Source organism: Novosphingobium sp. BL-A-28-Hi1-0D (genome assembly GCF_055521755.1).
The window spans coordinates 1,868,709-1,895,283 of sequence record NZ_CM145502.1; the positions used below are offsets into that span (position 1 = coordinate 1,868,709).

Consider the following 26,575-nt stretch of genomic DNA (forward strand, 5'->3'; position numbering starts at 1 on the left):
GATGATCGATCGTCGCAGCGTGATGGGCTCGGCCCTGGCTCTGGGAGCTTCCGCTCTGGCGGGCAGCACCGCGCTGGCACGGGCTGCGAAGATCAGGCCAGTGGAGCCGAAGTTCCCCGACGGCTTCCTGTGGGGCGCGGCGACGGCTGCCCACCAGATCGAAGGCAACAATCTCAACGCCGACCTGTGGGTGATCGAGAACGTCCCCGGCACTATCTTTGCCGAGCGCTCGGGCGATGCGGCAAACAGCTTCGAACTGTGGCCGGTCGATCTCGATCTGGTGAAGGGCATAGGCCTCAATTCCTATCGCTTCAGCCTGGAATGGGCGCGGATCGAGCCGGATGAAGGGCATTTCTCCAATGCCATGCTCGATCATTACAAGGCGATGATCGAGGGTTGCCGGGCGCGGGGACTCAAGCCGGTCGTCACCTTCAATCACTTCACCACGCCGCGCTGGTTTGCAGCCAAGGGCGGCTGGCACAATCCTCAATCGCCCGCGCTGTTCGCCCGCTTCTGCGACCGGGCGGCACGGCATCTTGCGGCAGGAATCGAACTCGCCACGACATTGAACGAGCCCAATCTGGCTGGCGTGATCGGCGAGATCCTGCCGCCGCAACTGACGGCAGGCGACAAGGCGACGCAAGAAGCGGCAGCGAGGCAGCTTGGCGTCGCGCTCTACACGCCGGGAGTAGCGCTCTACATCAAGGAACCGAAGACCTATCGCGCCAATATGATGGAAGGGCATCGCCAAGGCCTGACCGCGATCAAGGCGGTGCGGCCGGACCTACCAGTGGGCGTGAGCCTCGCGATGATCGACGACCAGGCGGTCGGCAAGAACTCGATGCGCGACCGGATCCGCGAGCGCTACTACAACGAGTGGTTGCGCCTTGCGGGCGAGACCTGCGACTTCATCGGTGTGCAGAACTACGAGCGCAAAGTCTGGAACGACAAGGGCGAACTGCCGCCTTCTGCCGATGCGCCGCGCAATACCGGCGGCACTGAAGTCTGGCCCGGGTCTCTGGCGGGGGCGGTGCGCTACGCTCACGAGGTGACGAAGCTGCCGGTCTATGTCACCGAACACGGCGTCAATTCCGACGACGACGCGTTGCGCCAGTGGTTGATTCCCGAAGCGCTTACCGAACTGAAGCGTGCAATCGACGATGGTGTGCCGGTGCGCGGCTATATCCACTGGTCGCTGATCGACAATTTCGAATGGGGCTTCGGTTACAAGTACCGGTTCGGCCTTCACTCGTTCGACAAAACCACCTTCCAGAGAACCGCCAAAGCCAGCGCAGCAATTCTGGGCAGAATTGCGCGGCGAAATAGTCTCTGAGAGGGACCGACCTGCGGGCTGATAGGGGCGTGACAAGTCGCAGACTGTTCAACGGTCCGTCTGGAGGTGTCAGTCTGATGCGAAACGTTCTCTGTGGACAAAGCGTCCCTGTTGTAGGCCAGATCTCAGCTTGCAAGCGCCTGCCACTCGGCCAGCGCGGCCGAGTGGCGAAGCTTGTAGGTCTGGCGGTCGACTAGGTGGCGTTCCTGTGAGAAGTGCCTGTGAGAAGTGCCTGTGAGAAGTGGTTGTGGATCGAGGCGTGCACTGAGGCAAATTTCTGCAGCGACCTCATTTGCCGAAATCGCTGCATGGCTCGCTCTCGTCGGCGGAATGGCAAATGCGAATTCTCGGCCCGGTTGTTTGCGTGGCGGCCAACCTCACGGCGCTGTTCGTTGCCGAGGTCCTTCATCGCCGCCGGGTAGGGTTTCAGGCCGCAGTCACGATCGTTTCTGACTGACCGTGCCGCTTCAATGCCTTGCGCATGAAGCGCAAGGCCGCTGCCTTGTCGCGACTTTTGGTGACGTAGGATTCCAGGATTTCGCCCTCCTGGTCCACCGCCCGCCAAAGGTAGTGCATCTCGCCGTTGATCTTCACGTAGACCTCGTCGAGGTGCCACTTCCAATGCCGGAAACTGCGCATGCGGCTCACGCGCTGGCGCCGGATGTCGGCCGCGAACATCGGCCCGAACCTGTTCCACCATAGCCGCACCGTTTCGTGACAAATGTCTATGCCGCGCTCGAACAGCAAATCCTCCGCGTTTCGCAGGCTTAGCGGAAAGCGAACATACAGCATCACCATCAGGCGAATGACCTCAGGCGAGGAGTGGAAATAGCGGAGCGGATTTTCTGGTTTGCGAGGGCGGCCCATAAGCGGATCCTGCAATCCACCTTCATCCATCGCTAGTGGTGCATTCCTTTTTTTGATGGTGCCGTTGAAATAGCGGAAGGGGCTCGCAGATTTGCGCAATCTTGGCATGGGGTGAAGGTAGCGAACTGAGCGTTCATCTCCAAACGGTGCGTTAGGTTTGTCAGTGCCCTTCGGTGCTATGGCTGCCGAACCGGAAAAAGCATTGCCGCAGCATCTGCAACGAGGACCGGCGCTGCAAGTTGGAAACGGACGCGCAGGTGGCGTAGCAAGGCTTCCGATTTGATCCATATGCCGAAGGCTGCCGCATGGTCGCGGTGAATCGCGCCGCCCGTGGAAGGGAGCGCCTGGCTCACGCGGTAGGTTCCCCAGCCTTCAAGCCCACGCAAGTAGGTAACCAGCGGCATTAATTCGGGATTGTTGCAAGCGAGCAGGCAGGCACTTGCCGACAGCAGCGAGACGCTGATGTAGAATCCATTCGAACCATGGTCTGACATGTCAAGCATGGCTTCAAGTGCGTCGAACCATTCGCCGAGCGATTTGGGGAAGGTTGACTGATCGCCACCCGGATCGAGTTGCGACGGGATGCCTTGCACAAGCGCACGCCAGATTGCCTGGATGGTCAGGGTCTTCATGTCGCCGAAGTGGTAGGCGATCAGCGAGCCCGAGACGCCTGCGCGGGAGGCCAGCGACCGCTGGTTGAGCTTGCGGATGCCGCCCTCATTGATAATCTCGACCGCGCAGGCGAGCAGGTGTTCGGCCATTGGCAGCGTGGATTCGGGCAGGGAAGGCGCGCGCACGGCAAAGGGCTGCACGTCCAATGCCATGCTGACGCCATCGCTCTTCCGCTCGTTGCCGTGCTCGCGGGTAACGGTATCGCAAAGGGCTCGGCAGGTTTCCGCGAGCAGCATCCGGTATGAGGCCGAATCGGTGAGCGCGTGGGCATAGAAGCCCTCCATCAGCAGGTAGCCGACCAGGAGCGGCGCAAAGGCGGCATCGATCCCGAGCCGAACGAGCAGCTGCCGCCACTGATCCACACGCCTCTCGTGCCAGCGTCCGATGGATTCTGCGGATTCGGGATAATCGCGCAGATTGATCAGCATCTCGGACAGAAAGCGTGCCTCGCACCGCGATGCGCGCAACTGGACGCATGCTGCCATTACATCCGCCAGCGCGTCGTGCCCTGAGACGAGAGGGAAGGCGTCTTCGGTAAAGCGCTGCTGGAACGCTTCGTCCAGCGCGATTGCCTGCGAGACGGCGGCGGCGAAGAGTTCGGCCTTGCCGGCGAAGTTCTGGAAGATTGCCGTGGTGGAGACCCCTGCCGCCGTGGCGATCTGCCGGAGCGAAAGGCGCTCCAGGCCGCTTTCGGCGCCCAGCGCGATCGTCAGTCTGAGGAGGTCTTCATGCAGGTCAGATGGCACTCGTTCGGCTTCCGGCAATGGTCATCTTCGTTATGGGCAGGAACCATCATCCCGTCAACGCTGCTATCGGGAAAACGTATGATCATCAAAATGTTTCCTTTCAAACCCATATAAATCAGGATAAATGGACGAAACAGGCCGATGCAAAAAACGGTTGATCTAAAAATAAACAGCTTTATCGTTATAGACGTGATGAGTCGGATGAGGCCGTGAAAGCGGCCAAAAACAGGGACGGCTCCCGCGTCGAAGGAGGGAAGGATGTTGAAGGACTTGCAACGCGCATTGCTGGTGGGCTCGGCCCTTGCGTGCGGTTTTGCGCCGGGCGTTGCCATGGCGCAGGCAGCAGCACAGGCGGCTGACGAAGCCCCGGCTGCAGGATCGGAAGAAATCGTGGTCACCGCGCAGCGTCGCAGCGAAGCGCTCGAGCGCACGCCAGTGGCCGTCGCGGTTGTCGGTGCCGAAGCGCTGACCAAGCAGGCCGTCACGTCCGAGCGTGACCTTCAGTTCGTGGCACCGGGCCTGATCGTCCGCAGCAGCCAGAACGATAACCAGCTGAACTATTCGCTGCGTGGCCAGACGGTCGACGCCTACACCAGCTCGCTGCCCTCGGTCCTGCCGTATGTCAACGAAGTGCAGGTGGCGACCGGTGGCGGCTCCACTGCGTTCTACGACCTCCAGTCGGTCCAGGTCCTCAAGGGGCCGCAGGGCACCCTGTTCGGCCGCAATGCCACAGGTGGCGCGGTGCTGTTCACCACTGCAAAGCCGACGCGCGAGCTAAGCGGCTATGGCGCAGTGCGCTATGGCCGGTTCAACGACGTTCAGGTCGAAGGCGCGGTCAGCGGGCCGCTGGTCGAGGACAAGGTTCTTGTCCGCGTGGCGGGTTCGTACCGCAACCGTGACGGCTATCAGCACAATCTGTTCTACGACACCGACGAGGGCAAGATCGATCGCCTCGGCCTGCGCTTCAGCCTTTCGATTATGCCCGATGGCCCGATCAGCAACGATCTGGTGGTGGACTACTTCCGTTCGAACGGCTCGAACATCCAGCCGGTCGTGTCCTATGTCGTGCCGGTGGCAAACAACGTGCCGGGCAACCCGTTCGTGCCCAACAACGTGTTCTTCCCTGACCTCGTCAACTTCGGCAAGGAACAGCAGAAGCGCGGGCCCTTCGTGGTCGACGTGGACTCGCTGAGCGTGTTCCGCGCCCGCAACTGGGTGGTCTCGAACATCACTTCGGCCGAGCTGAGCGACAACGTCAAGCTGCGCAACGTCTTCGGCTATTCCCGGTCGAAATCGTTCAGCGCGAGCGACATCGACGGCACGCGCTTTGGCATCGACGGTCGCGGCAATTCGACCACGGGCGCTTTCGGCGGCGACAGCAAGATCGAGCAGGTTTCCGAAGAACTGCAGCTGCAGGGCAAGGCCTTCAACGAGAAGCTGGAGTACGTGATCGGCGGCTACTATGCCCACATCAAGGATCACCTGCGCAACACCAGCTTCATCCTGAACGGGCTGGGTCTGCCGCCGCAGATCAACGCCGGCACCACCACCAGCGAGACGTTCGCAGGCTATGCCCAGGCAACGCTCGACACCGGGTTTGCAGGCTTCAAGCTGACCGGCGGCCTGCGCTACACTTCGGAGAAGATCAGCTTCGTCCGCGATCCGGACGACCAGTGGACCGTCACCGGAAACCCCGTCTATGCGCCGTTCTACGCCGATGGCCGCTTCATCACCAACCAGGAAGACACCTTCAAGAAGGTGAGCTGGACCGCCGGTCTGCAGAACCAGGTCAACAGCAACCTGATGCTCTATGCGATGACGCGCCGTTCGTTCCGCAGCGGTGGCTTCAACTTCCACGCTCCGCCGACGCCGGGCTTTGCCAACACCTCGGGCGGCGAATTCCGTCCGGAAGTGGCGACCGACGTCGAACTGGGCGCCAAGTTCAAGGGCGATGCGGGCGGCATGCCGGTCCGTCTCAACCTCGCGGTCTACAACATGTGGGTCGAGAACATCCAGCGCGCCAACTATGTCGCGGTCTATGGTGCTCTCGCCGGGATCACCGTCAACGTGCCCAAGGCCAAGATCACCGGCTTCGAGCTTGACGGCATGATCCAGCCTGCCGAATGGCTCACGCTGAGCGGCAGCCTGAACCACACCGATGCCCGCTTCACCGACAATCGCGTCGCGGTGCTTGGCACCAACGGCGGCACCAGCTTCGCCACTTTCGACACTTACCCCGATACCCCGCGCTGGTCGGGCACGATTGCGGCCGACATCACCCTGCCGGTGACCGATGGCTGGAACGTGACCGCGCACGGCGATGCCTATTACCAGTCGTCGAACTACTTCAGCTCGACGGGCCTTTCGCTCAACCCCAACACGAAGATCGACGGGTACACGCTCGCCAACTTCCGGCTCGGGATCGAGGAGCAGGATGGCCGTGGCTGGTCGTTCTCGGGTCTGGTCAAGAACGCCTTCAACAAGACGTTCTATACCGGCGGCGTCGGCTTCGCGAGCCTGTTCGCGCTGAACTTCGTCATCCCGGGCGAACCGCGCACCTACATGCTCGAAGCGCGGTACCGCTTCTGATGCACCAGGCAGGCCGGTGTTCCCTTGTGCCGGCCTGCCACCCCTTTCTGACCCATTCCCGTTTCTCTGGAAGTCCTGGTCGATGATCACCGCCGAAGACTACAAGTTCCACGACCGCGATCCGGCTGACGACACCTGGACCGAGACGATCTTCCAGATATTCTCGGTGCCCGAGTTCGGGATAAGCGGGAATCTCTACTGCGTGGCGCGGCCGAACCTTGGGGTCTGCCACAGCTCGATCGAGATCCACCAGGGCATGTGCTTCCACCCCTGGCAGCTGCATCACAACGATGCGCAGATGCACTTGCGCTGCCCGGAGGACTATTCGGACTTCACGCTGGCCAACGGGCTCAGCTTCAAGGCGCACAGCGAGCGCGAGCATGACTGGCGCTATGAATCGCGCGACGGGATCTGCTCGCTTGAACTGCACTATTCGGCGATCTGCGAGCCGACCGATGCGCGCGATCCGGCGCAGGTGCCGCAGGCGGCAGGCAGTCATGTGCAGGGCTACAGCGGCTGGAACAACGGCCATCTCGAAGGCAAGGGCCGCGTCACCGGAACGCTGCGCCTGCGCGACAAGACCTATCAGGTCGATTGCATCGAAGGCGTCAACAAGAGCTGGGGCCCGCGCAATGACTGGGGCAACAAGGGCGCGACCTGGATCCACGTGGATCTTGGCGAGGACGTCCGGGCTTTCCTGATCCTCGACATCGATTTCCAGGGCCGCGACATGGTCTATGGCGGGCTGCGTTACGGCTACGTGCTCGTCAACGGCGAGCGGCGTCCGCTGATGTCGGCGCAGATGGATGCCAAGCGCACCGACATGTTGGTGACCAGCGCCAACGTGCGCTTCGTCGACGACCGGGGCGAGGAATATTTCGCGCGCGGCAAGAGCATTGCGGCAGGGCCGTGGTACAATTTCAATCCGTCGAGCTGCGGGTACCAGGTTCTGTTGCGCTGGGAGTCCGGCAGCCGCGCAGGCTATGGACATATCGCCGATTTCGTTGGCCAGTATGCGCTGTCGCTGAACATGGCGGATGCGCTTTACTAGAAGCGACGAACGAAAAGACGGGTCCGGGCTGGGAGAGAAGACATGGCCGGCGAATACGAGATTATCGATGAGGCGCGGCGCCGCCATCCTGACGAGGCGACGATTGACGCAATCCGCGCACGCTATCCGGTGGAGCGCGAGATCGACACGGTGCTGACGCGCAAGATGCACCGCCGCAACGGTCCGGGTTATGAAGGCGTGACGCTCGAGCGTCTGCTCGACGGAACCAAGGCGCTGATCGCGGCACGGCTGGGCACGCCGGTCGAGATCGTCAACGGGCGCTGGCTTTCGGGCGGCGCTTCGAAGCTGCAGGTGCTGTTCGATCTGCGCTGGCCCGAAGGCACCGCGAAGGCCGGGCAGGAAGAGCGCATGGTCCTGCGCATGGAACCGGCGGCTTCGGTCACCGAGTCCAGCCGTCATCGCGAATTCGAGGTCCTGCAGGCGGTCGAGGGGATCATTCCTTCGCCCAAGCCCTGGTGGGTGGACGGCGAGGGCGAATTCCTGCCCTATCCGGCGATGATCTATGGCTTCGTCACGGGTGCGGCCAAGCCTTCCTACGATTCCGGCAAGGTCTCGGGTCTCGGCCAGAACTACGGCCCGGAACTGCGCGCGAAGCTTGCGCCCGACTTCGTCGGCCTGCTGGCCAGGCTGCATCGCATCGACGTTGCCGCCGCAGACGGCCTTGCGCATTTCGAACGGCCGCAGGTGGGATCGAACCATTCGGTGATCCGGCAGGTCAACGCCATGCGCCGGGTGTGGGAAGAGGACCGCGTAGAGGAGGAGCCGGTGCTCGAGGTGGTCTATCGCTGGCTCGTGGCCAATGCGCCCGCGCTCGATCACGTCTCGATCGTCCACGGCGACTATCGCAGCGGCAACTTCCTGTTCGACGAGGCCGAGGGACGGATCACCGCCTGGCTTGACTGGGAAGGCGCGACGCTGGGTGACCGGCATCAGGACCTGACTTACGCGGCGATGCCCTCGTTCTCGCATTATGCCGAAGATGGCGTGACGCAGCTGGGCTCGGGCATGATGTCGGCCGATGCGCTCTATGCCGCCTATAGCGAGGCTTCGGGGCTCTCGGTCGATCCGGTGCGGCTGCAGTACTACAACATCTTCAACCGCTATCTGATCGCGGTGCTTACGCTGGCCGCCTCGGCGCGCGCCTCGCGCATGAGGGGCACACATCAGGACGTGCTGGTGAACTATGTCGTCGCGGTCGGCTATGGCGCGCTTTCGGACTTGCGCGAGAGCTTCATGGAGGTCGTGCGATGAACCTCGGACTGGACGTACAGCTGCAGGTTGCGCTGCGGGCGCTGGAAGAAGTCGTGGCGCCCGCGCTCGGCAATGCCGAGAAACACGTGGTGGAGCAGTTGCACCTTGCCATCGCCACCATCGGCTTCGTCAAGACCCGCCTGCCCGATGCCCGCCGATATGCGCGGATGGAGCTGGTCGCTTATGTGACCCTGGCAGAGCAGACATTGGCCCGCGTCGGCAGTGCCGATGCCTTGGCCGCAGTGCTCGAAGGTGCGCGGGCCGTTATGGCGAGCGCCGAAGCCGATACTGCCGCGATCGAGGATGCCTGCCGTGCGCTCCGTGACGAGGTGACCGCGCTTGGCAGCCGCTGCACCGACCCTGCCGTCAGCCGGGACCTCGATGCGCTGGTGCTCGATCATGGCGCGGCCATGGTGGCGCAGGCGCGACAGTGGACCAGCCCCTTCGGCTTCGAGCTCAAGCCCGAGGACCTTCCCCCGCCTGCATGGTGAAGCGCCCGCGCGCCCTCCTTGCCAACCGTGGACAGAAACCGTGATTACCGATCAGGACCTGCACCTGCACAACGGCAACTCGCCGTCGCTTGACCATGCCGAAACGCTGTTCCTGATCTTCTCTGTCCCCGAGGAGCGGATCAGCGGCAACGCCTATGTCCTGTGCAGGCCCAACCTCGGCGTGTGCCTGTCGTCGATATATGTGCACCAGGGCATTCATGCCAACGCCTGGACCGTCGACTATTCGGACGCGCCGATGCACGTGCCATGCCCGCCGACGATGGCCGACTTCACGCTGGAGAACGGGCTTTCGGTCAAAGGCACTAACGGTGCGCGCGACTATCGCTTCCGCTATGACGGGCGCGATGGGCTTTGCCGGTTCGACCTGTCGTTCCGGGGGCTGATGCACCCGTTCGATCCGCTGGATGCGGCGCAGAACCCGATGCTGGAAGCGTTCAAGGGCAATGCCGAGGCCTCCACCGGCGCGGGCGATGCCTGGACCAAGGGCCACTACGATCTGGTCGGTCGGATCGAGGGCGAGCTTGAGCTATACGGGCGCAGGTTCGAGGTGTCCTGCGTCGACGGCCTCGACCGCAGCTGGGGGCCGAGGGCAGAGTGGAATTCAGCGCCGGTCTCGTGGATGCATATGACCTTCGGCGACGATCTTGCCTTCCATCTGGTCGTCACGCTCGACGTGGTCGGCGGGCAGCAGGTCTATACCACGTTCCGCTTCGGCTATGCCGTGGTCGATGGCGAAAGCTGCGCGGTGGTGGCAGCGGAGGTCGATGCGGAAAGCGTTGGAATGCTCGGCATGCATCGCGTGGTGCGCATCACCGATGCCAAGGGGCGCCAGTGGGAAATGCACGGCGCGGCGATCGCGGCCGCGCCCTGGCATACCGCCTATACCAGCTTCATTTCGTTCCAGAGCCTCTACCGCTGGACCATGGGCAGCCGCGTTGGCTTCAGCAACGTGACCGACGTGATCGGCGTGACCACCTTGTCGAAGCGCTTGTCGCGCTTCGGCGCAACGGCTGCCTGAGCGGCAGGGCCAAACCTTTCGGAGAATGCAGGCCGATGGCTTTCGAACACATACCCTCGACGATCCCCGCCTTTGCCGACGAGCACGACAATCGCCACCAGCTGCGCGACGAACCCCACGCGCGCGAGGCCGTGGCGCTGATGCTGCAGCTTCCCGAACGCGGGATTGCCGGGTTCATCTATCCCTGGATCAATGCCGACCGCACGGCAGGTGCCGCGGTATGCCTGTTCGGTCCCGGCCTTGCCGCGCCGATCCAGGAGCGGTTCGAGGCGGTGGCGGTGCCGGTCGACATGGATTTCAGCGACTGGCAGGTGCAGGGCCTGCGGATGCAAGTGATCGAGCCGCACAAGACCGTGCTCTATTCCTTCCAGGGCAAGCGGGTGAAGATCGACTGCACTTTCGAGGCCTTCCACCCCGTCTTCCCGTTCAGCGCCCATCCGAACGGATGCCCGCCCTACTACGCCGATGACCGCACCGAGCAGCACGGCCATGCCACGGGCACGATGGAGATCGATGGCGACCGCTTCGAGTTCCGCTGCTTCAGCCAGCGTGACCACGCCTGGGGGCACCGCATCTGGGGTCTCAACCAGCACTACAAGTGGTTCCACGCCACCACGCCCTCGGCCGCGCTGCACTTCTTCGAGATGCAGAGCTTCGGCACCAAGCACGTGATCGGCTTCGTCTTCCGCGATGGCGCGATGGCGCAGGTTACCGACGCACGGCACGAATACCTGTTCGACGACGACATGCACCACGTGGCGTTCAACGCGCAGCTTGATGACGACATGGGCCGCACCACGCTGGTCACTTGCAAGACTTTCGGCAAGTTCGACTACGAGACCGATCCGAAAATCCTGCTGCGCGAATCTGCCATCACCGTGCAGATCGGCGATGAAAGCGGTACCGGCTGGTGCGAATTCTGCTGGAACAGGGATTACCTTGAATTCGCCAAGCCTTACGTGCAGCAGTTCCAGCCATTCAAGGAACTGACGTTCGCCCGCGACTGACGGGCGGACCCTGCCGCAAGGGGACCCGATGAGCGCCAACTGGCTGTATCTGGCGCTGGCCATCGCCATGGAGATCGTGGCGACGTCGGCGCTAAAGGAAAGCCAGGGGCTGCGTCGGCTGCTGCCCTCGGCTGTGGCGCTCGTCGGCTATGTCATTGCATTTGGCGCACTGGCGCGGGCGTTGCGGACAATTCCCCTGGGCGTTGCTTACGCGATCTGGTCGGGCACCGGCATTGCCGTGCTGACGCTGGTCGGCGTGCTCGTCTATCGCGACACGATCGGGTTGGCGCAGGGCGCAGGCATAGCGCTGATCTGCGCGGGCATCGCGCTGGTCTATCTGGCGCGGTAAGCCGCCGGGGTGCGCAACGCCTCGGCGGGCTGGGCGTCAGCCGATCAGGTCAGCCAAGCCGGTGGCGCCGCCGAGATAGGCCGGGACGGCACCCGAGCGGACCACGGCATGATCGAGCTGGAGGCATCCGGCTTCGTCGAGCGCGGCGGCTTGCGTGCGGCAGGCCTCGGCAAGGCCCTTGAGCGCCTGGACGAGGACGGGCTGGCCTTCGAGCCAGGTGCGTGCCGCTACGCGCGACTGCACCGGATCTGCGGAACCATTGCCGAAACCGGCCGATGCGAGGTCCGGGCAGCTTGCCAGCGCCGCTGCGCTTGCCTGCGTGATGGCATCGGCGGCAGCGCTAACCGGCTGAGCCGGTCCTCCATCGCGCGCGGCCTTGTCATAGGCCTGCTTGCCGAGGAACATGGTGCGGATCATGTTGCGCGCCTCGCGGCGCTGGATGAGATGCGCGAAGACCGACATCTCGGCGCGGATCGCACCATCGATCGGCTGCATGAGGCCGAGTTCGACGCAATCGAGAATGGCGATGGGGGCAGGTTCGTGGCCCAACATGCGGGCAAGTTCGCGCGTGCGGTGGCGCGTGATCGCTTCGGCATAGTCGGCATGGGTTGGCGGAACCGCGCCTTCGCGGTCCCATGGCTGCACCGCGTGGGCATCGGGCGATAGCAGCCAGCGCTCCGCTGCGGCCACCTCTTCGCCCTCGGCGACGATCTCGTTGACGAGGCCTGCGTCCAGTGCGTCCGTGCCCTGGAGGTTGCGCCCGAGCAGCAGGACTTCAAGGCCAAGGTCCACCCCGACGAGGCGCGGCATGCGTTGCGTACCGCCCGCGCCGGGGAGCAGGCCCACCGCGCATTCGGGAAGGCCGAGCATGGCGCGCTTCGAATCCGTGGCAACGCGGTAGTGCGCGCCGAGCGAGAGTTCGCAGCCGCCGCCGAGCGCAACGCCCGCTATGGCCGCCGCAATCGGCTTGCCTGCCGTTTCCATGCGGCGGATGGCGTGGCTGAGCGGAAAGAAGTGATTGAAGGCGATGTCGAAGCGGTCAGCCTGCGGGGCGGCGACAATCATGTCGTAGGCAACGCCGAGTTCGGTCAGGTCCGCGCCCGCGCAGAAGCCGGTCGGCTTGCCCGAACGCAGCACGACGCCGCGCACGTCGGCCTTGTGCAGCCATTCGGCGAAGGCGCCCAGTTCGTGTATCGCCTTGTTCGAGAACACATTCATCGACTTGCCGGGGCAATCGAACACGAGGTGGACGAGGCCGTTGTCCTGCATCTCGAGGCGGAACTGGGTCAGGTCAGGAAGCGTCATGGGAACTCATTGCCAGCGTGCGCGGCTTGCGGAACTTGCCCGCATCGTCGCGCACGGGCGCGCTGGTGCATTCGATGGAACGCGGGTGCTTGGCCCGCGTCAGGTGGGATGAAAGGAAACGGGCAAGCTCGGGCAGGGCTAGGTCCTCGCCGGTCTCGATCACCGCGTGGACGGCGGCACCCAGATCCTCGTGCGGCACGCCGAAGACGGCGCAGCTGCGCACGGCCGGATGGCGCAGGATGGCCGCTTCGACTTCGGCCGGCCAGATGTTGATGCCGCCGCTGATGATCAGGTCGTCCTTGCGGTCGGCGAGGAAGAGATAGCCCTGTTCATTGACGTGGCCCATGTCGCCCACGCTTTCCCAGCCATCGGGGCCAGTCCGCCGATCAGCGCCGATATAACGATAGGTCGTTCCGGGGCCGGTCGCAGGCATGGCGAAGATCTCGCCCGTCTCGCCGGTCGCCGCCTCGCTGCCATCGGCGCGCAGGATGCGGATGCGCGCATCGCCCAGCGGTCGACCGACCGAGCCGGGCCGGGCAAGCCATTCGCGCCCGCCGATCCAGCAGCGCACGAGGCCTTCGGTCGCGCCATAGACTTCCCAGATGTGATCTGGCCCGCGCCAGTCGATCCATGCCTGCTTGAGCCAGCGTGCCATGGGTGCGGCGGTGTGGACGACGGTCTGCCAGTGCGACAGGTCGAAGGCCTCGCGCTCGGCCAAGGGCAGGGCCATGATGCGGTGCATCATCGTCGGCACCATCATCGCCCACTGGATCGATTCCCGCTCGATCAGTTCAAGCGCAACACTGGCCTCGAAGCGGTCCATGGTGACCACGGTCGAGCCGCTCCACAGCGCAAAGACCGCCGCGCTGAACGGGGCGTTGTGATAGAGCGGGCCGGGGACCAGCACGCGCCCATCGCGCGGGATGGCGATGAAGCCGGTTTCGGGCGCGAAGGCTGCAGGGCGTCCATCGACGATGACCTTGGGTCGTCCGGTGCTGCCGCCACTGGTGCAGGCCTTCCACGAGGCTGCGATGACCGGATCGCCGGACAACGGAGGGCGATCCGAAGCTAACGCCATGGCAACGTCAGTTGCATCGGCAAAGAGCGCCGGGCGCATCGTCTCGAGAATTGCGTCACGCTCTGCTACGGCCATCCTTGCCGAGAGCGGAGCAGGGGTGGCACCGGCCAAGTAAATGGCAAAGGCCAGCGCGATGAAGTCCGGGCCGTTGGGCAAGGCAAAAGCGACGAGATCGTCTTGCGTGACGCCGCGTTCAACCAACCAGCTGGCAAGGCGGCGCGCGCGGGCATCGAGTTGTCCGAAGGTCAGCCGCTCATGCCCATGAACCACCGCCTCGCGGGCGGGGTCATGACGGGCAAGCGCCGCTGCCAGCGACAAGGGCTCCATTTCAGAAGCCCACCGCGTCGCCGCCCTTGAGGGCGAGAATTTCGCGCGCTTCGTCGGGCGTAGCGACCTCCAGACCGAGGCCCTCGATGATCTGGCGCACCCGTTCCACTTGCGCGGCGTTGCTGGGCGCCAGCTTGCCTTTGTCGAGCCACAGCGAGTCTTCAAGGCCGACGCGGACATGCCCGCCCATGCTGGCGGCCATCGCCGCGACCTTCATCTGGTTTGCGCCTGCGGCCAAGACCGACCAGCGGTAGTTGTCGCCGAACAGCCGGTCGGCGGTGCGCTTCATGTGCATGACATCGTCCGGATGCGCGCCGATGCCGCCGAGCAGGCCAAAGCAGGTCTGGATGAACAGCGGCCCCTGCACGAGGCCTTCGGTCCAGAAGTAGTGCAGGTTGTAGAGGTGGGCGGTGTCGTAGCACTCGAATTCGTAGCGGGTGCCGGTGGCGTTCAGCGTGTCGAGTGCGTAGCGGATGTCCTTGAAGCTGTTGCGGAAGACGAGGTCGTGGCTGGCTTCGAGCATCTCGGGCTCCCACGCGTGCTTCCACTCGCGCTCTTTGCGCAGCATCGGGAACAGGCCGAAGTTCATCGAGCCCATGTTGAGGCTGGCGACTTCGGGCTTCCATGTCTCGGCGGGTTTCACCCGGTATTCGACGGGCATGTAGGGCGAGGCACCGGTGGTGATGTTGACCACCACGTTGCTCGACTGCTTGATCACCTTGAGGAACGGCGCGAAGTCCTCGGGCGTGTGGACGGGCCTGCCGTCTTGCGGATCGCGCGCGTGTAGGTGGACGATGGCCGCACCCGCCTCTGCCGCGCCGAGAGCGCTCTCGGCGATTTCCTCGGCCGTGACGGGCAGGTGTGGCGACATCGACGGGGTGTGGATCGAACCCGTGATTGCGCAGCTGATGATGACCTTGTTCGACGCCATGGCTATCTCTCCTGAAGGGCGTGCATCCCGTCGCGCCAGCTCCTGGCGAGCTCTTCGCGGTGCGCGGGGGCGGCAATGGTGATGAGGGCCTGCGCGCGGGCCTCGTGACCGAGGTCGCGCAAGTCTGCGACGCCGTGTTCGGTCACGACCAGATCGACATCGAAGCGCGAAAGCGAGACCGGACCATGGCCTTGCCCGGCAGGGACGATGCGGCTTGCGGAGCCAGCGGTAGAGGGCAGGGCAATGATCCTGAGACCCCCGCCTGCGCGTGCGCCGCGTGCATAGTCGCCCGCGCCGCCAGGACCGGACATGAACCCGCGCGAGGATGCCTCGGCATGGACCTGCCCGTAGAGATCGACTTCCATTGCCGAATTGATCGTGACCAGACAATCAATCCCGGCAAGGATCGCCGGATCGTGGGTGACCGTCACCGGGCGGAACTGGAAGTGCTCGTGGTCGAGACTGGCATAGAGCTCGGGGCTGCCGATGGCGACGCCGGCAAGCGCAGACGGCCCCGGTGCCATGGCACCCGAACGGACAAGCTCGAGCGCGCCATCGCCGATCAAGCCGCTGTGCAGCCGCAGGTTGCGGTGCCCGGACAGCGCGCGCAGCACGGCATCGGGGATCTTGCCGAGGCCGGTCTGCAGCGTGGCGCCATCGGGTATGAGCGGGGCGATGGCGACAGCGATGGCTTCGCTCACCGCGTCCGAGCCGCCCGCCATAGTGCGCAGCGGCTGCTCGCCCTCGTAGAAGGCGGTGATCGCGGAGAGGGGAATGCCCGGATCGCCCGGCGTGCGCTGCATGGCGGCATTGATGTGGGCGATGCGCACCGGGATATCGGGCCAGAGCGCGGCGATGAAGCCGGTCTCAGCGCCGAAACTGCACATGCCTTCGGCATCGGGCGGGCTGCACATGAACAGCGCGGCGGCGGGCTTCTGCCGACGGTAGAGGCGCAGGATGTCCTGGTAGCACAAGGGCCTGAAATCGCTGCGCGGGCATTCCTTGCGCAGTTCGGGCGTCTGGAAGAATGTCAACACGCGGCTGTCGGGCCCCGCGTTCCAAGTGGCCTTGTTGAGGCCGGGCACGAAGATGCCGGAGAAGGTCATCGCGCCCAGTGCGGGTCCGGCGGCGGTGACTTCGGCTGCGAGCAGATCGGATTCCGCCGGGCTCGACGAGACGAGCGTCAACCCGCCCGGCGGGAGAGCGCCGGGCAGGTCGCCGGGGCGCAGGTGCCTTGCAGACATGGTCCGCGCCCCTTCGCCCTTACTTGACGTACTTGTGGAAGTCGGGCGTGCGACGTTCCTGGAATGCGCGCATCCCTTCCTTCGATTCCTCGGAATCGTAGTAGAGCTTCACCGCGTTGAGCGAGAGCATCGAGATGCCGCGAATATTGTCGCTGTCGGCATTGAAGCTGCGCTTGGCCAAGGCGAGTGCGGTGGGCGAGCGCTGGCCGAGCATTTCGGTCCATTCGTTGACCGCGTCGTCGAGTTCGGCGGCGGGGACAACCTTGTTGACGAGGCCCATCTCCATCGCTTCCTGCGCGGTGTACTGCAGGTTGAGATACCAGATCTCGCGCGCCTTCTTGTCACCGACGTGACGGGCGAGGAAGGCGGTGCCCCAGCCTGCGTCGACCGAGCCGACCTTCGGCCCGACCTGCCCCAGCTTGGCTGTATCTGCGGCGATGCTCAGATCGCAAAGCGTGGCGAAGACGTTGCCGCCGCCGATCGCGAAGCCGTTGATACGAGCGATCACCGGCTTTGGGATGTCGCGGATGGCCGACTGGAATTCGTCGATCGGCAGGCCGACGATGCCGCGCCCGTCGTACTGGCCGTCCTTGGCGCTCTGGTCGCCGCCGGTGCAGAAGGCCTTGTCGCCAGCGCCGGTGAGCACGACCGACGAGACGCCCTTGTCGTCAGCGGCCAGCTTGAACGCGGCGATCAGTTCCTCGATCGTCTGCGCGCGGAAGGCGTTGTAGAGCTTGGGGCGGTTGATGATAACCCACGCGGCGCGTCCGCGCACTTCGTAGATGATGTCTTCGAACTGGGGCGTGCTCATTGTGCATCCTTTCCTTGGAAGTTCCGGTAAATGGCGCTGCTGCGGGCGACGGGCTTGCCGTCTGCGGTGATGAGCGCCTGGGTGAAGATCAGTGCGCGGGTGGTGCGCAGCAGGGTGACGTCGGCGACGAGCCAGGTTCCGAAGCGGGCACCGCCAAGGTAGTCGACGGACAAGGAAACGGTCGGCGTGTGATCGGTTCCTTCTCCGCTGTAACTCCGAACGGCGAGCGCCTGCGCATCGGCAAAGGTCGCCATGGCACCACCGTGCATGACCCCGAAGGCATTGCAGTGACGCTTGGCCACGCGGACCGCGAGCCGCGCGCCTTGCCGGTCGAGCCACAGCCCGCCGAGCGACCATTGCCCGACCCCGGTATTGAAGTCGCAGGTCCAGTCGCCCGGAAGATCAGGTCTCGTGTCGGTAAGCATGGCTCGCTCTCACCCCTCGGGCGATCAGACCATGTTCATGCCGCCGGAGACCGAAATGGCCTGGCCGGTGATGTATCCGCCGTCTTCGGAAGCGAGCAGGGCAACGATGCCAGCGTAGTCCTCGGGTTCGCCCATGCGGCCGAGCGGGATGCCGCGTTCGAGCGCTGCCTTCCACTTTTCGGCTTCGGGTCCGGTCCCTGCAACTTCGGCCATCATCGGCGTGTTGGTCGGCCCCGGGCAGACGCAGTTGCACAGCACGTTCTTGCGGGCCAGTTCGCGCGCGATCGACTTGGTGAAGCTGATCAGGCCGCCCTTGCAGGCCGAATAGACCGCTTCCATCGCGGTGCCGACCTTGGCGGCATCGGACGCGATGTTGATGATCCGCCCGCCGCCATTGGCGACCATGCGACCGGCCACTGCGAAGTGGGTGTTGAGGTTGCCGGTCAGGTTGATGGCAATGACCTTGTCCCAGAACTCGGGCGTGGTCTTGAGGAAGGGCGCCGGGCGGTCCCAGCCGGCGTTGTTCACCAGCGTCCAGATCGGGCCAAGTTCGGCCTCGACCGCCTCGACCGCGGCCTGCACGGCGCCAAGATCGCTCACGTCGAGCTGCCAGGTGCGCACGGTGGCGCCTTCGCCTGCAAGCTTGGCGGTTTCCTCGCCAGCAGCGGTGCTGAGGTCGAAGATCGCGACCTTGCAACCTTCTGCCGCCAGCCGCAGGCTGAGCGCGCGACCGATGCCCTGGCCTCCGCCAGTGACGATTGCGACCTTACCTTCAAGTCCCTTCACGTATTCCTCCATCGATTGCGGTCAGGTGTCGAAGTCCTGTCCGCCTTCAGCTTCGCCACCCACGAGTTCGAGCAGACGGCCCTTGATCTTGACCAGCACGGCCGCAGCGGCATCGAGCTCGTCTTCGGTAACCGAGGCCAGAATGTCGGCTTCGACAGCGTCCACGCTTTCGCGGATGGTCGAGACCAGCTTCTGGCCAGCGCGCGTGAGATAGACGCGGCGTGCGCGCGCATCGCGCTCATCGGCGCGACGTTCGACGAAACCGCCCGTTTCCATGCGGTCGATCAGGCCGCCCACGGCAACCTTGGTCAGGTCGAGATCGGCGGCGAGCGCCGTCTGCGTCATGCCATCGCGTCGCGACAGAAACGCCAGTACCCACCACTGCGAACGGGTCAGCCCGAGAGGCTTCAGCGCCCGGTCCACGACGATGCGGCGCAGGCGCGACACGTCGTGGATGAGGAAGCCGAAACGCAGGCTTGAATCGAGATTCTTCTGGATCATCTGGAGAACTCCGGAAAGTGACGTTCCCGGACTAGTGACAGATGCGCCGTTAGCAAGAGGTTGGGTAAGCCGGTTCACTTTTTGCGGCCCAGCCGGCCCTTGAACATGTCGCGCGAGATGATCGTCTTCATCACCTCGATCGAGCCGCCTGCGATCTTCACGATGCGCGCATCGGCATAGGCGCGGGCGATCGGATACTCCCACATGTAGCCCCAGCCGCCGAACAGCTGGAGACACTTGTCGACGGTCTCGCAATGCAGCTCCGACGTCACCATCTTGGCTGCTGCGGCATCGACCGGGTCGAGCTTGCCCTGCATGAACAACTCGATGCACTTGTCGGTGAAGACCCGAGCCATCACGCTGCGCGCCTTGAGGTCGGCAAGCACGAACTGGGTGTTCTGGAAGTCGGCGATGGTCTGGTCGAAGGCCTTGCGCTCGCTGGTGTATTCAACCGTATAGTCGATTACCGTTTCGACCACCGTGGCCGAGCGGATTGCCTGCGCAAGGCGTTCCTGCGCGAGCTTGGTCATCATCAGCGAGAAGCCCTGACCCTCCTCGCCGAGCATGGCATCGGCGGGCACGCGCAGGTTGTCGAAGAACAGTTCCGACGTGTCCTGTGCCTTCATGCCGAGCTTGTCGAGGTTCTTGCCGCGGTTGAATCCGGGCAGGCTGGCATCGACGAGGAAGAGCGTGACGCCCTTGGCCCCAGCCATCGAGTCCGTCTTGGTCGCCAGCACCAGAACGTCGCACATCTGGCCGTTCGAGATGAACACCTTCTGCCCGTTGATCAAGAAGTGGTTGCCATCTCGCTCTGCCTTGGTGCGGATGGCCTTCAGGTCGCTTCCGGCGTGAGGTTCGGTCATGCCGAGCGAGCCGATGGCCTCGCCGCGCACCATCTTGGGCAGCCAGTGGCGTTTCTGCTCCTCGGAGCCAAACGTCAGGATATAGGTCGCGACAAGGTCGGTGTGGATCAGGAAGCCGGGGCCGCTTGCGCCCACGCGCCACAGTTCCTCGAAGACGACCACGTCGAACAGGTAATCGAGGCCGAGCCCGCCGTATTCCTCTGGCACCGTGCAGCACAGCAGGCCCGCTTCACCCGCCTTGAGCCACAGCTCGCGGGGGACGATGCCGTCCTTCTCCCACTGTTCGTGATGGGGCACGATTTCCTTTTCGATGAAGTGGCGAACGGTCTCGCGCCACATCTCGTGCTCTGGCTGGAAGATGTTTCTTTCGATCATGGACGTATCAGCCTTCGCTGCGCTGTGATTTTTCCTTGGCGACCGAGGCGGCGATGGCCTCGCGGGCGGCGCGCCACTGTTCGCCGGTCAGGTTGGTGAGATCGGCAAATGTCCCGGGCCCTGCGAGATGCTGGCCGCCGTCGATCGCGATGGTCTGCCCGGTGAGGTAGGGGCTGGCGTCGGACAGGAGATAGGCGACGAGGTTGGTCAATTCGGGCATCTGGCCGAACCGGCGCATCGGCACCGTATCGCAGTTCGTGGCCGAGCTTTGCGTGTCTGGAATCGGATTGAGCTTTTCCCATGCGCCTTCGGTGGGGAAGGGGCCGGGCGCGGTGGCGTTGAGGCGGATGCCGTAGGGGCCCCACTCGGCCGCGAGCGACATGGTCATCGCGTGGATCGCGCTCTTGGCCATGGCCGAGGGCACGACGAAGGCCGACCCGGTCCAGACCCAGGTTGTCAGCATCGACACGACCGAGCCGGGCAGGCCGTCGCGAATCCAGCGCTTGCCGCACGAAAGCGTGGCGTGGAACGAGCCGTCCATCACGGTCGAGGTGACTGCGCGGAAGCCGCGAGCGGAGAGCTCCTTGGTCGGGGCGATGAAGTTGGCTGCGGCGTTGTTGACCAGCCCGGTGAGCGGGGCGACCTGCCAGATCGCATCGATCATCGCATCGACCGCATCGGCATCGCGAATGTCGCACACGTAAGCGCCGACGGGCTGGCCGGTGGCCGCCGAGATGTCTTGCGCTGCCGCATCGAGCATGGCCTGACGGCGTCCGCAGATGTGGACGTGCGCGCCGAGCGCGGACATGGCATGGGCGATCTCGCGCCCAAGTCCGCCACCGCCACCGGTGACGAGCACGGACTTGCCAGCCAGTGCATCGTTCGTGAAGATTGCCATTGTCCTCTCCGTCTCGGCCCTTGCCAGATAATGTGAAGCTGTTTACTACATGATTCGAAGCTGTCAAGGCGGAGTGGCGGATTTTGGCCGGTCACACCCGTAAGGCAGATGATAGTAATGTAGTTATCGGAGGGCTGCTTGGGACACGGCATTACAGCGATTGGCGGATATCTCCCGCTGCTTCGCCTCGACCGGAAGACCGCCGCGCGGGAGCTGGCGTGGTCTGGCCTGCCCATGCCGCGAGCCGGCACGCGCGCGGTTGCCGGGTGGGACGAGGATGCGCTGACCATGGCGGTCGAATCGGCGCGCGGCCTGGTCGGCGATGCTGCGCCCTCTGCACTGCGATTCGCCTCGACTTCGGCCTACTTCACCGACCGGGCGCAAAGCGCAATCGCGCTCGATGCCCTTGCCCTGCCACGCACCACGCGCTGCACTGACGCGGCCAATTCGCGCCGGGCTGGCACCAGCGCGCTGCTCGATGCCCTGCTCGGTGGGCGTGACGAGATCGTGGCGGCAGGCGAGAAGCGCTTTACCCAGCCCGGCAGCGCAGCACAGCTCGCCTTCGGAGACGGGGCAGCAGCGGTGCGGACCGGGGCCGATGCTGCAGCACGGCTGGTCGGCCATGCGAGCGTGACGCACGATCTGGTCGATCGCTATTCCTCGCAGGAGCACCCTGCGTCCTACGCCTACGAAGAGCGTTTCGTGCGCGACATTGCGGTGGGCGAGTTGCTTGTGCCTGCAGTGAAGGCCGCTTGCGCTGATGCGGGCATCGAGCCTTCGGATCTGGCCCATGTCGCGGTGGCAGAACCGGTTGGTGCTGCATGGAAGGTGGCGGCGCGCGCGCTGAGATGTGCGGCACCAAACCACTGCGAGGCGCTTGCGCATGTCGCCGGGGACCTCGGCGCAGCCCATGCGGTCTATGGCGCAGGCCTTGCGCTTGCGGCAGCGCAGCCGGGCGAATTCGTGCTCGTCCTGGGCTTTGGCAGCGGCGTCGATGCGCTGGTTCTTGCAGTCGACGCGCCTGTGCCGGGCGCCGCGGCAATGGCCGAAGCGCTTGGGCAAGGGCAGCGCCTGACGAGCTATTCGCGCTTCCTCAGCCTGGCGGACGGCGTCGATCTCGACTGGGGTATGCGCTCCGAGTTCGAGCAGAAGGCTCAGGCCACGGTGCTGGAACGCGTCGGGCGCGACATGATCGGCTTCATCGGCGGGCGTGACAGCCTTGGCAACGTGCAGTTTCCCAAGAGCCCCATTCCGGTCAACCCGGCGCTCGATGCGCCCGAGGTGCTGGAGGATGTGCGCCTCGCTGACCTTGAGGCGACGATCGTCTCGGTCACGGCCGACCGGCTCAATTTCACGCCCGACCCGCCGTTCGACTTCGGCCTTGTCCAGTTCGAAAACGGCGCACGCGTGCTGATGGAGATGGTTGACCGGCCCGAGGCAGGTTTTGCCGTGGGCCAGCGCGTGGGCATGCGCCTGCGCATCAAGTCGCGCAACGCGCGCCTTGGCTTTCGTACCTATTTCTGGAAGGCGGCGCCGCTGGCCCGCCCGCAACTGGGAGACGCCTGATGGCGAGCGGCATTCGCGACAAGGTGGCCATCGTCGGCATGGGCTGCACCCGCTTTGGCGAGCGCTGGGACGTCGGTGCTGACGGGCTGATGGTCGAGGCCTATGCCGAGGCACTGGCCGATGCCGGGATCGAGCGCAGCCGGATCGAGGCGGTGTGGGTCGGCAATGCGCTTGACGACATCAACGTCGGCAACAGCGCGCTCCCTGCTGCGCATGCGCTGCGGCTGGACAAGGTGCCTGTCACCCGCGTCGAGAACATGTGTGCGACCGGCACGGAAGCCCTGCGCGGCGCGGCCTACGCCGTGGCTTCGGGCGCGGTCGACGTGGCGCTGGCGATCGGTGTCGAGAAGCTCAAGGACACCGGCTACGGCGGCTTGCCGTTGCGCACCAAGGGCGTGCAGAACGACCTGTGGATGCCCTATGGTTCGGCACCGGGCACGTTCGCGCAGCTCGCTGGTGCCTATGCCGCGCGCCACGGGATCGACGCGGCAGACCTCAAGCGGGCGATGGCGCATGTTTCGTGGAAGAGCCACCAGAACGGCGCGCTTTCGCCCAAAGCGCACCTGCGCGGCGCGGTGGACATGGAAAAGATCCTCGGCGCGCCGCTGATCGCCGATCCGCTCGGACTGTTTGACTGCTGCGGCGTTTCGGACGGGGCGGCGGCTGCCATCGTCACCACGCCCGAGATCGCCCGTGCACTGGGCAAGGCCGATCCGGTCACGATCAAGGCGATCCAGCTTTCGGCCAGCAACGGCTGGGAAATGCAGTTCGGCGCATGGGACGGGGCTTCGGTGCCCAACACCCGCGCCGCGGCCGCACGCGCCTATGCCGAAGCCGGGATATCTGACCCGCGCGCAGAGCTTGATCTTACCGAAGTGCACGACTGCTTCTCGATCACCGAACTGGTGATCATGGAAGACCTCGGCCTGTCCGACGAAGGCCGGGCGCCTGCCGATATCCTGGACGGACGCTTTGACCGCGACGGTGCGATACCGTGCCAGCTAGACGGCGGGCTCAAGTGCTTCGGCCATCCGGTAGGCGCATCGGGCCTGCGCATGGCTTACGAGGTCTACAACCAGTTGCAGGGCCGCGCGGGCGACCGCCAGCGCGCCAAGGCCGACTTCGGCCTCACCCACAACCTCGGCGGATCGCCCTTCAACAGCGTTGCCGCTGTCGCGATCCTTGGCCGACTGAACTGAGAGGATAGAGTCCATGGCAGGTCTGTGGTTCGATGAATTCACCGTGGGGCAGGTGTTCCGGCACGAAGTGCGCAAGACCGTGCTCGATTACGAGAACAGCCTGTTCTCCTCGCTGACCTACAACCCGGCGCAGCTGCACATCGATCACGCCTATTGCGCGGAAACCGAGTTCGGCAAGCCGCTGATGAACTCGATCTTCACGCTGGGGCTGGTGATTGGCCTGTCGGTACAGGAGACGACGCTCGGCACCACGGTCGCCAATCTGGGCATGACCGATACGACCTTTCCCAAGCCGGTGTTCTCGGGCGATACGATCCGCGCCGAGACTCGCGTTCTTGAACTGCGCGAGAGCAAGTCGCGCCCGACGCAGGGCATCGTCACCTTCGAGCATATCGGCCTCAACCAGCGCGACGAGATCGTCTGCCGCACCGTGCGCAATGCGCTGATGCTGAAGAAGCCGTCATGAGGCTGCGCTCGCTGCTCTTCGTGCCGGGCGACAGCGACAAGAAGTTCGCCCGCGCCGCGACCACCGGGGCCGACGTGCTGATCCTCGATCTCGAGGATGCGGTCGCACCCGCGCTCAAGGACGAGGCCCGCGCCAAGGTGGCGGGCTGGCTCGACCGTGCGGGTGAAGTTCCGGCCGCCCTGTTCGTCAGGGTCAATCCGCTGGAAAGCGGGCTGACCGAGGCGGACCTGCGCGTGGTCGTGCGCCCGGGCCTTGCCGGCATACTCGTACCCAAGGCCAATGGCGCGCACGACATCGCCACCATTGCAGCCATGATCGATCCGCTGGAGGCGGCGTGCGGCATGGCAGTGGGCACGGTGCGCATCGCGGTGGTCTCGACCGAGACGCCGCAGGCGATGTTTGCATTGGGCAGCTATACCCCACCGCATCCCCGGCTCGTCGGGCTGACGTGGGGTGCCGAAGACCTAGCCGCTGCCATTGGTGCCACCGACAACAAGGAGCCCGATGGCTCCTGGACCGAACCCTACCGGATTGCGCGGGCGCTGTGCCTGTTTGCGGCGGCCTCTGCCGGGGTTGCGCCGATCGATACGCTCTACGCCGATTTCCGCGATGCCGAAGGGCTAGAACGCGACTGCCGTCGCGCGCGCCGCGAAGGGTTCACCGGACGCATCGCGATCCATCCCGATCAGGTAGAGGCGATCAACCGCTGCTTCACGCCCTCGGCCGAAGAGATCGCTCACGCGCGCCGCATTGTCGATGCCTTTGCCGCCAACCCCGCTGCCGGAACGCTCGGCATCGATGGCAAGATGTACGACATTCCCCACCTCAAGGCCGCGTACAAGACGCTGGCATCGGCAGGTGAAAGTGCATGAGTTCCTTCGCACGCATGGTCTGCCTCGCCATCGTGGCCGGTCTGACTGCCTTCCTGATCTACGCCTTTGCCACGGGCGAGGTCGTGGCCGACCAACTCCACGTATGGCAGGTCGTCTGGGGCCTTTACGTTTGGGCCGATGCCTACAGCGGCTTCGCGCTCTTCGCCTTGCTGATCTACGCCTACGAGCGCCGCCTCGGGCTGACGATCCTTCTGTTTCTCGTCACTTGCGCGACCGGCAACATGGTCAACGCCGCCTGGCTGCTCTGGCGCGGCCCTGACCTGTTCCGCCGCATCCGTCGTGCACATTCGGAGTTTGCCTGATGTCCAACTGCCGCCCGCTTCCCACTGAAGAAGATATCAACGCCATCCGCGACGGCGTGCGCGCTGTCTGCGCACCGTTTGACGACGAATACTGGCTGGCCCGCGACGACGACGGCAAGTTCCCGCGCGAGTTCCATCGCGCCATGGCCGATGCCGGCTGGCTGGGTATCACCATGCCCGAGGAGTTCGGCGGATCGGGCCTCGGCGTGACCGAGGCGATGACCATGATCCGTGAAGTGGCGGCGTGCGGCGGCGGGTTTGCCGCTTCGTCTGCCGTCCACATCAACCTGTTCGGCCCGCACCCCATCGTGGTCAAGGGCACGCCAGAGCAGAAGGCGCGCTGGGTGCCGCGCCTCGTCAGCGGCGAGGACCAGGTGTGCTTCGGCTTCACCGAGCCCGACGCGGGTCTCAACACCACCCGCATCAAGACTTTCGCGGAGAAGGTGCCGGACGGCTATGTGGTCCACGGGCAGAAGGTCTGGACCTCGACCGCGCAGGTCGCGAACAAGATCATGCTGCTGACGCGCACCACCAAGTTCGAGGACTGCGCCAAGCCGACTGACGGGATCACCATTTTCTATACCGATCTCGATCGCACCAAGATCGATGTTCACCTGATCCCCAAGATGGGCCGCAAGGCAGTCGATTCGAACGCGATCTTCATCGACGGCCTGTTCATCCCCGAAGAGGACCGCATCGGCGAGGAAGGCAAGGGCTTCGGCTACATCCTGCACAGCCTGAATCCCGAGCGCATCCTGATTGCGGCGGCAGCCATGGGCATCGGCACCGATGCTCTGCGCCGCGCAACCAAATATGCCCGCGAACGCGTGGTGTTCGATCGACCCATCGGCATGAACCAGGGCATCCAGCACCCGCTGGCCGAGCGCTGGTGCTATCTCGAAAGTGCGTGGCTGATGGTCGAGAAGGCCGCGCGCCTTTACGACAGCGGCCAGCCATGTGGCGCCGAGGCCAATGCCGCCAAGTTCCTCGCGGCGCGTGCCTGCCACGATGCGGCCTGGCAGGCGGTCGCGACCCATGGCGGCTTCGGATACGCCAAGGAGTATCACGTCGAGCGGCTCTATCGCGAATCCGCGCTGACCCGTCTCGCCCCGATCACCGAGCAGCTCATTCTCAGCTTCATTGCCGAGAAGGTGCTGGACCTGCCCAAGAGCTACTGAGGAATTTCGAC

The 26,575-nt window shown here is 64.6% G+C and carries 25 protein-coding genes and 1 pseudogene; 14 read left to right on the forward strand and 12 right to left on the reverse strand.

Annotation, left to right across the window (positions count from 1 at the left end; translation table 11 throughout):
- Position 1 precedes the first annotated feature (1 nt).
- Complete coding sequence (locus ACZ1JW_RS09135; RefSeq protein WP_465140325.1) at positions 2 to 1,333, forward strand: family 1 glycosylhydrolase; 1,332 nt, start codon at positions 2 to 4, stop codon at positions 1,331 to 1,333.
- A 125-nt stretch (positions 1,334 to 1,458) separates the two neighbouring features.
- Here ACZ1JW_RS09135 and ACZ1JW_RS09140 read toward each other — a convergent pair.
- Together ACZ1JW_RS09140 and ACZ1JW_RS09145 are read right to left on the reverse strand one after the other, a co-directional pair.
- A pseudogene (locus tag ACZ1JW_RS09140) lies at positions 1,459 to 2,200 on the reverse strand (IS6 family transposase).
- A 176-nt stretch (positions 2,201 to 2,376) separates the two neighbouring features.
- Positions 2,377 to 3,618, reverse strand: a complete 1,242-nt coding sequence (locus ACZ1JW_RS09145) for a TetR/AcrR family transcriptional regulator (protein WP_465140326.1) — start codon at positions 3,616 to 3,618, stop codon at positions 2,377 to 2,379.
- Between the two features lie 258 nt (positions 3,619 to 3,876).
- Between ACZ1JW_RS09145 and ACZ1JW_RS09150 the strand changes: the two genes are divergently transcribed.
- From ACZ1JW_RS09150 to ACZ1JW_RS09180, 7 genes are all read left to right on the forward strand, one after another.
- A complete protein-coding gene (locus ACZ1JW_RS09150) occupies positions 3,877 to 6,207 on the forward strand; it encodes a TonB-dependent receptor (RefSeq protein ID WP_465140327.1) in 2,331 nt (776 codons plus the stop codon).
- Positions 6,208 to 6,289: 82 nt separating this feature from the next.
- A complete protein-coding gene (locus ACZ1JW_RS09155) occupies positions 6,290 to 7,258 on the forward strand; it encodes a DUF7064 domain-containing protein (RefSeq protein ID WP_465123861.1) in 969 nt (322 codons plus the stop codon).
- Between the two features lie 42 nt (positions 7,259 to 7,300).
- Positions 7,301 to 8,530 (forward strand): phosphotransferase family protein, encoded by a 1,230-nt coding sequence (locus ACZ1JW_RS09160; protein ID WP_465140328.1) that lies wholly within the window; start codon positions 7,301 to 7,303, stop codon positions 8,528 to 8,530.
- Positions 8,527 to 9,021 carry a hypothetical protein gene (locus ACZ1JW_RS09165; protein WP_465140329.1) on the forward strand — a complete coding sequence of 165 codons (495 nt, stop codon included), beginning with the start codon at positions 8,527 to 8,529 and terminating at the stop codon, positions 9,019 to 9,021. The genes ACZ1JW_RS09160 and ACZ1JW_RS09165 overlap by 4 nt, the downstream gene beginning before the upstream one ends.
- A gap of 40 nt (positions 9,022 to 9,061) precedes the next feature.
- Positions 9,062 to 10,060: a DUF7064 domain-containing protein gene (locus ACZ1JW_RS09170; protein WP_465140330.1), complete on the forward strand. Its 999-nt coding sequence runs from the start codon at positions 9,062 to 9,064 to the stop codon at positions 10,058 to 10,060.
- Positions 10,061 to 10,095: 35 nt separating this feature from the next.
- Positions 10,096 to 11,067, forward strand: a complete 972-nt coding sequence (locus tag ACZ1JW_RS09175) for a DUF7064 domain-containing protein (protein WP_465140331.1) — start codon at positions 10,096 to 10,098, stop codon at positions 11,065 to 11,067.
- Between the two features lie 28 nt (positions 11,068 to 11,095).
- Positions 11,096 to 11,416: a DMT family transporter gene (locus tag ACZ1JW_RS09180; RefSeq protein WP_465140332.1), complete on the forward strand. Its 321-nt coding sequence runs from the start codon at positions 11,096 to 11,098 to the stop codon at positions 11,414 to 11,416.
- Between the two features lie 36 nt (positions 11,417 to 11,452).
- Here the strand turns inward: ACZ1JW_RS09180 and ACZ1JW_RS09185 are convergent, their stop codons facing one another.
- The 10 genes from ACZ1JW_RS09185 to ACZ1JW_RS09230 form a co-directional block, all read right to left on the reverse strand.
- Positions 11,453 to 12,721 carry an enoyl-CoA hydratase-related protein gene (locus tag ACZ1JW_RS09185; protein WP_465140333.1) on the reverse strand — a complete coding sequence of 423 codons (1,269 nt, stop codon included), beginning with the start codon at positions 12,719 to 12,721 and terminating at the stop codon, positions 11,453 to 11,455.
- Positions 12,708 to 14,126 (reverse strand): AMP-binding protein, encoded by a 1,419-nt coding sequence (locus tag ACZ1JW_RS09190; RefSeq protein ID WP_465140334.1) that lies wholly within the window; start codon positions 14,124 to 14,126, stop codon positions 12,708 to 12,710. Before ACZ1JW_RS09190 ends, ACZ1JW_RS09185 begins: the two co-directional genes overlap by 14 nt.
- 1 nt (position 14,127) lies before the next feature.
- Positions 14,128 to 15,057, reverse strand: coding sequence for a 3,5-dioxohexanoate:acetyl-CoA acetone transferase (gene kce, locus ACZ1JW_RS09195; protein ID WP_465140335.1), 930 nt, complete (start codon positions 15,055 to 15,057; stop codon positions 14,128 to 14,130).
- Between the two features lie 2 nt (positions 15,058 to 15,059).
- The gene (locus tag ACZ1JW_RS09200; RefSeq protein WP_465140336.1) at positions 15,060 to 16,301 is read right to left on the reverse strand and encodes an acetyl-CoA hydrolase/transferase family protein; all 1,242 of its coding nucleotides are present in this window, start codon (positions 16,299 to 16,301) and stop codon (positions 15,060 to 15,062) included.
- 19 nt (positions 16,302 to 16,320) lie between these two features.
- A complete protein-coding gene (locus ACZ1JW_RS09205; protein WP_465140337.1) occupies positions 16,321 to 17,112 on the reverse strand; it encodes an enoyl-CoA hydratase-related protein in 792 nt (263 codons plus the stop codon).
- Positions 17,109 to 17,537: a PaaI family thioesterase gene (locus tag ACZ1JW_RS09210; protein ID WP_465140338.1), complete on the reverse strand. Its 429-nt coding sequence runs from the start codon at positions 17,535 to 17,537 to the stop codon at positions 17,109 to 17,111. The genes ACZ1JW_RS09205 and ACZ1JW_RS09210 overlap by 4 nt, the downstream gene beginning before the upstream one ends.
- Positions 17,538 to 17,561: 24 nt before the next feature.
- Entirely contained in the window at positions 17,562 to 18,323 is a 762-nt protein-coding gene (locus ACZ1JW_RS09215) for an SDR family NAD(P)-dependent oxidoreductase (RefSeq protein ID WP_465140339.1), read from the reverse strand.
- A 21-nt stretch (positions 18,324 to 18,344) separates the two neighbouring features.
- Positions 18,345 to 18,824 carry a MarR family winged helix-turn-helix transcriptional regulator gene (locus ACZ1JW_RS09220; RefSeq protein ID WP_465123848.1) on the reverse strand — a complete coding sequence of 160 codons (480 nt, stop codon included), beginning with the start codon at positions 18,822 to 18,824 and terminating at the stop codon, positions 18,345 to 18,347.
- A 74-nt stretch (positions 18,825 to 18,898) separates the two neighbouring features.
- The gene (locus tag ACZ1JW_RS09225) at positions 18,899 to 20,062 is read right to left on the reverse strand and encodes an acyl-CoA dehydrogenase family protein (RefSeq protein WP_465140340.1); all 1,164 of its coding nucleotides are present in this window, start codon (positions 20,060 to 20,062) and stop codon (positions 18,899 to 18,901) included.
- Positions 20,063 to 20,069: 7 nt separating this feature from the next.
- The gene (locus tag ACZ1JW_RS09230) at positions 20,070 to 20,960 is read right to left on the reverse strand and encodes an SDR family oxidoreductase (RefSeq protein ID WP_465140341.1); all 891 of its coding nucleotides are present in this window, start codon (positions 20,958 to 20,960) and stop codon (positions 20,070 to 20,072) included.
- A 138-nt stretch (positions 20,961 to 21,098) separates the two neighbouring features.
- Between ACZ1JW_RS09230 and ACZ1JW_RS09235 the strand changes: the two genes are divergently transcribed.
- The 6 genes from ACZ1JW_RS09235 to ACZ1JW_RS09260 are packed head-to-tail and all read left to right on the forward strand — an operon-like array spanning position 21,099 to position 26,564.
- Positions 21,099 to 22,526, forward strand: coding sequence for a hypothetical protein (locus tag ACZ1JW_RS09235; protein ID WP_465140342.1), 1,428 nt, complete (start codon positions 21,099 to 21,101; stop codon positions 22,524 to 22,526).
- Positions 22,526 to 23,725: an acetyl-CoA acetyltransferase gene (locus tag ACZ1JW_RS09240; protein WP_465123844.1), complete on the forward strand. Its 1,200-nt coding sequence runs from the start codon at positions 22,526 to 22,528 to the stop codon at positions 23,723 to 23,725. Before ACZ1JW_RS09235 ends, ACZ1JW_RS09240 begins: the two co-directional genes overlap by 1 nt.
- 13 nt (positions 23,726 to 23,738) lie before the next feature.
- Entirely contained in the window at positions 23,739 to 24,191 is a 453-nt protein-coding gene (locus tag ACZ1JW_RS09245) for a MaoC family dehydratase (protein ID WP_465123843.1), read from the forward strand.
- Positions 24,188 to 25,063: an HpcH/HpaI aldolase/citrate lyase family protein gene (locus tag ACZ1JW_RS09250; RefSeq protein ID WP_465140343.1), complete on the forward strand. Its 876-nt coding sequence runs from the start codon at positions 24,188 to 24,190 to the stop codon at positions 25,061 to 25,063. Before ACZ1JW_RS09245 ends, ACZ1JW_RS09250 begins: the two co-directional genes overlap by 4 nt.
- Positions 25,060 to 25,386, forward strand: a complete 327-nt coding sequence (locus tag ACZ1JW_RS09255) for a hypothetical protein (RefSeq protein WP_465140344.1) — start codon at positions 25,060 to 25,062, stop codon at positions 25,384 to 25,386. The genes ACZ1JW_RS09250 and ACZ1JW_RS09255 overlap by 4 nt, the downstream gene beginning before the upstream one ends.
- Positions 25,386 to 26,564, forward strand: coding sequence for an acyl-CoA dehydrogenase family protein (locus ACZ1JW_RS09260; protein ID WP_465140345.1), 1,179 nt, complete (start codon positions 25,386 to 25,388; stop codon positions 26,562 to 26,564). Before ACZ1JW_RS09255 ends, ACZ1JW_RS09260 begins: the two co-directional genes overlap by 1 nt.
- Positions 26,565 to 26,575 lie beyond the last annotated feature (11 nt).

Excerpts from the sequence above, each read along its gene's own strand:
- ACZ1JW_RS09135 (WP_465140325.1), top strand. The coding sequence starts at position 2 with ATGATCGATCGTCGCAGCGTGATGGGCTCGGCCCTGGCTCTGGGAGCT.
- ACZ1JW_RS09150 (WP_465140327.1), top strand. The coding sequence starts at position 3,877 with ATGTTGAAGGACTTGCAACGCGCATTGCTGGTGGGCTCGGCCCTTGCG.
- ACZ1JW_RS09155 (WP_465123861.1), top strand. The coding sequence starts at position 6,290 with ATGATCACCGCCGAAGACTACAAGTTCCACGACCGCGATCCGGCTGAC.
- ACZ1JW_RS09160 (WP_465140328.1), top strand. The coding sequence starts at position 7,301 with ATGGCCGGCGAATACGAGATTATCGATGAGGCGCGGCGCCGCCATCCT.
- ACZ1JW_RS09165 (WP_465140329.1), top strand. The coding sequence starts at position 8,527 with ATGAACCTCGGACTGGACGTACAGCTGCAGGTTGCGCTGCGGGCGCTG.
- ACZ1JW_RS09175 (WP_465140331.1), top strand. The coding sequence starts at position 10,096 with ATGGCTTTCGAACACATACCCTCGACGATCCCCGCCTTTGCCGACGAG.
- ACZ1JW_RS09180 (WP_465140332.1), top strand. The coding sequence starts at position 11,096 with ATGAGCGCCAACTGGCTGTATCTGGCGCTGGCCATCGCCATGGAGATC.
- ACZ1JW_RS09185 (WP_465140333.1), bottom strand. The coding sequence starts at position 12,721 with ATGACGCTTCCTGACCTGACCCAGTTCCGCCTCGAGATGCAGGACAAC.
- ACZ1JW_RS09190 (WP_465140334.1), bottom strand. The coding sequence starts at position 14,126 with ATGGAGCCCTTGTCGCTGGCAGCGGCGCTTGCCCGTCATGACCCCGCC.
- kce (WP_465140335.1), bottom strand. The coding sequence starts at position 15,057 with ATGGCGTCGAACAAGGTCATCATCAGCTGCGCAATCACGGGTTCGATC.
- ACZ1JW_RS09200 (WP_465140336.1), bottom strand. The coding sequence starts at position 16,301 with ATGTCTGCAAGGCACCTGCGCCCCGGCGACCTGCCCGGCGCTCTCCCG.
- ACZ1JW_RS09205 (WP_465140337.1), bottom strand. The coding sequence starts at position 17,112 with ATGAGCACGCCCCAGTTCGAAGACATCATCTACGAAGTGCGCGGACGC.
- ACZ1JW_RS09210 (WP_465140338.1), bottom strand. The coding sequence starts at position 17,537 with ATGCTTACCGACACGAGACCTGATCTTCCGGGCGACTGGACCTGCGAC.
- ACZ1JW_RS09220 (WP_465123848.1), bottom strand. The coding sequence starts at position 18,824 with ATGATCCAGAAGAATCTCGATTCAAGCCTGCGTTTCGGCTTCCTCATC.
- ACZ1JW_RS09225 (WP_465140340.1), bottom strand. The coding sequence starts at position 20,062 with ATGATCGAAAGAAACATCTTCCAGCCAGAGCACGAGATGTGGCGCGAG.
- ACZ1JW_RS09230 (WP_465140341.1), bottom strand. The coding sequence starts at position 20,960 with ATGGCAATCTTCACGAACGATGCACTGGCTGGCAAGTCCGTGCTCGTC.
- ACZ1JW_RS09240 (WP_465123844.1), top strand. The coding sequence starts at position 22,526 with ATGGCGAGCGGCATTCGCGACAAGGTGGCCATCGTCGGCATGGGCTGC.
- ACZ1JW_RS09245 (WP_465123843.1), top strand. The coding sequence starts at position 23,739 with ATGGCAGGTCTGTGGTTCGATGAATTCACCGTGGGGCAGGTGTTCCGG.
- ACZ1JW_RS09250 (WP_465140343.1), top strand. The coding sequence starts at position 24,188 with ATGAGGCTGCGCTCGCTGCTCTTCGTGCCGGGCGACAGCGACAAGAAG.
- ACZ1JW_RS09255 (WP_465140344.1), top strand. The coding sequence starts at position 25,060 with ATGAGTTCCTTCGCACGCATGGTCTGCCTCGCCATCGTGGCCGGTCTG.
- ACZ1JW_RS09260 (WP_465140345.1), top strand. The coding sequence starts at position 25,386 with ATGTCCAACTGCCGCCCGCTTCCCACTGAAGAAGATATCAACGCCATC.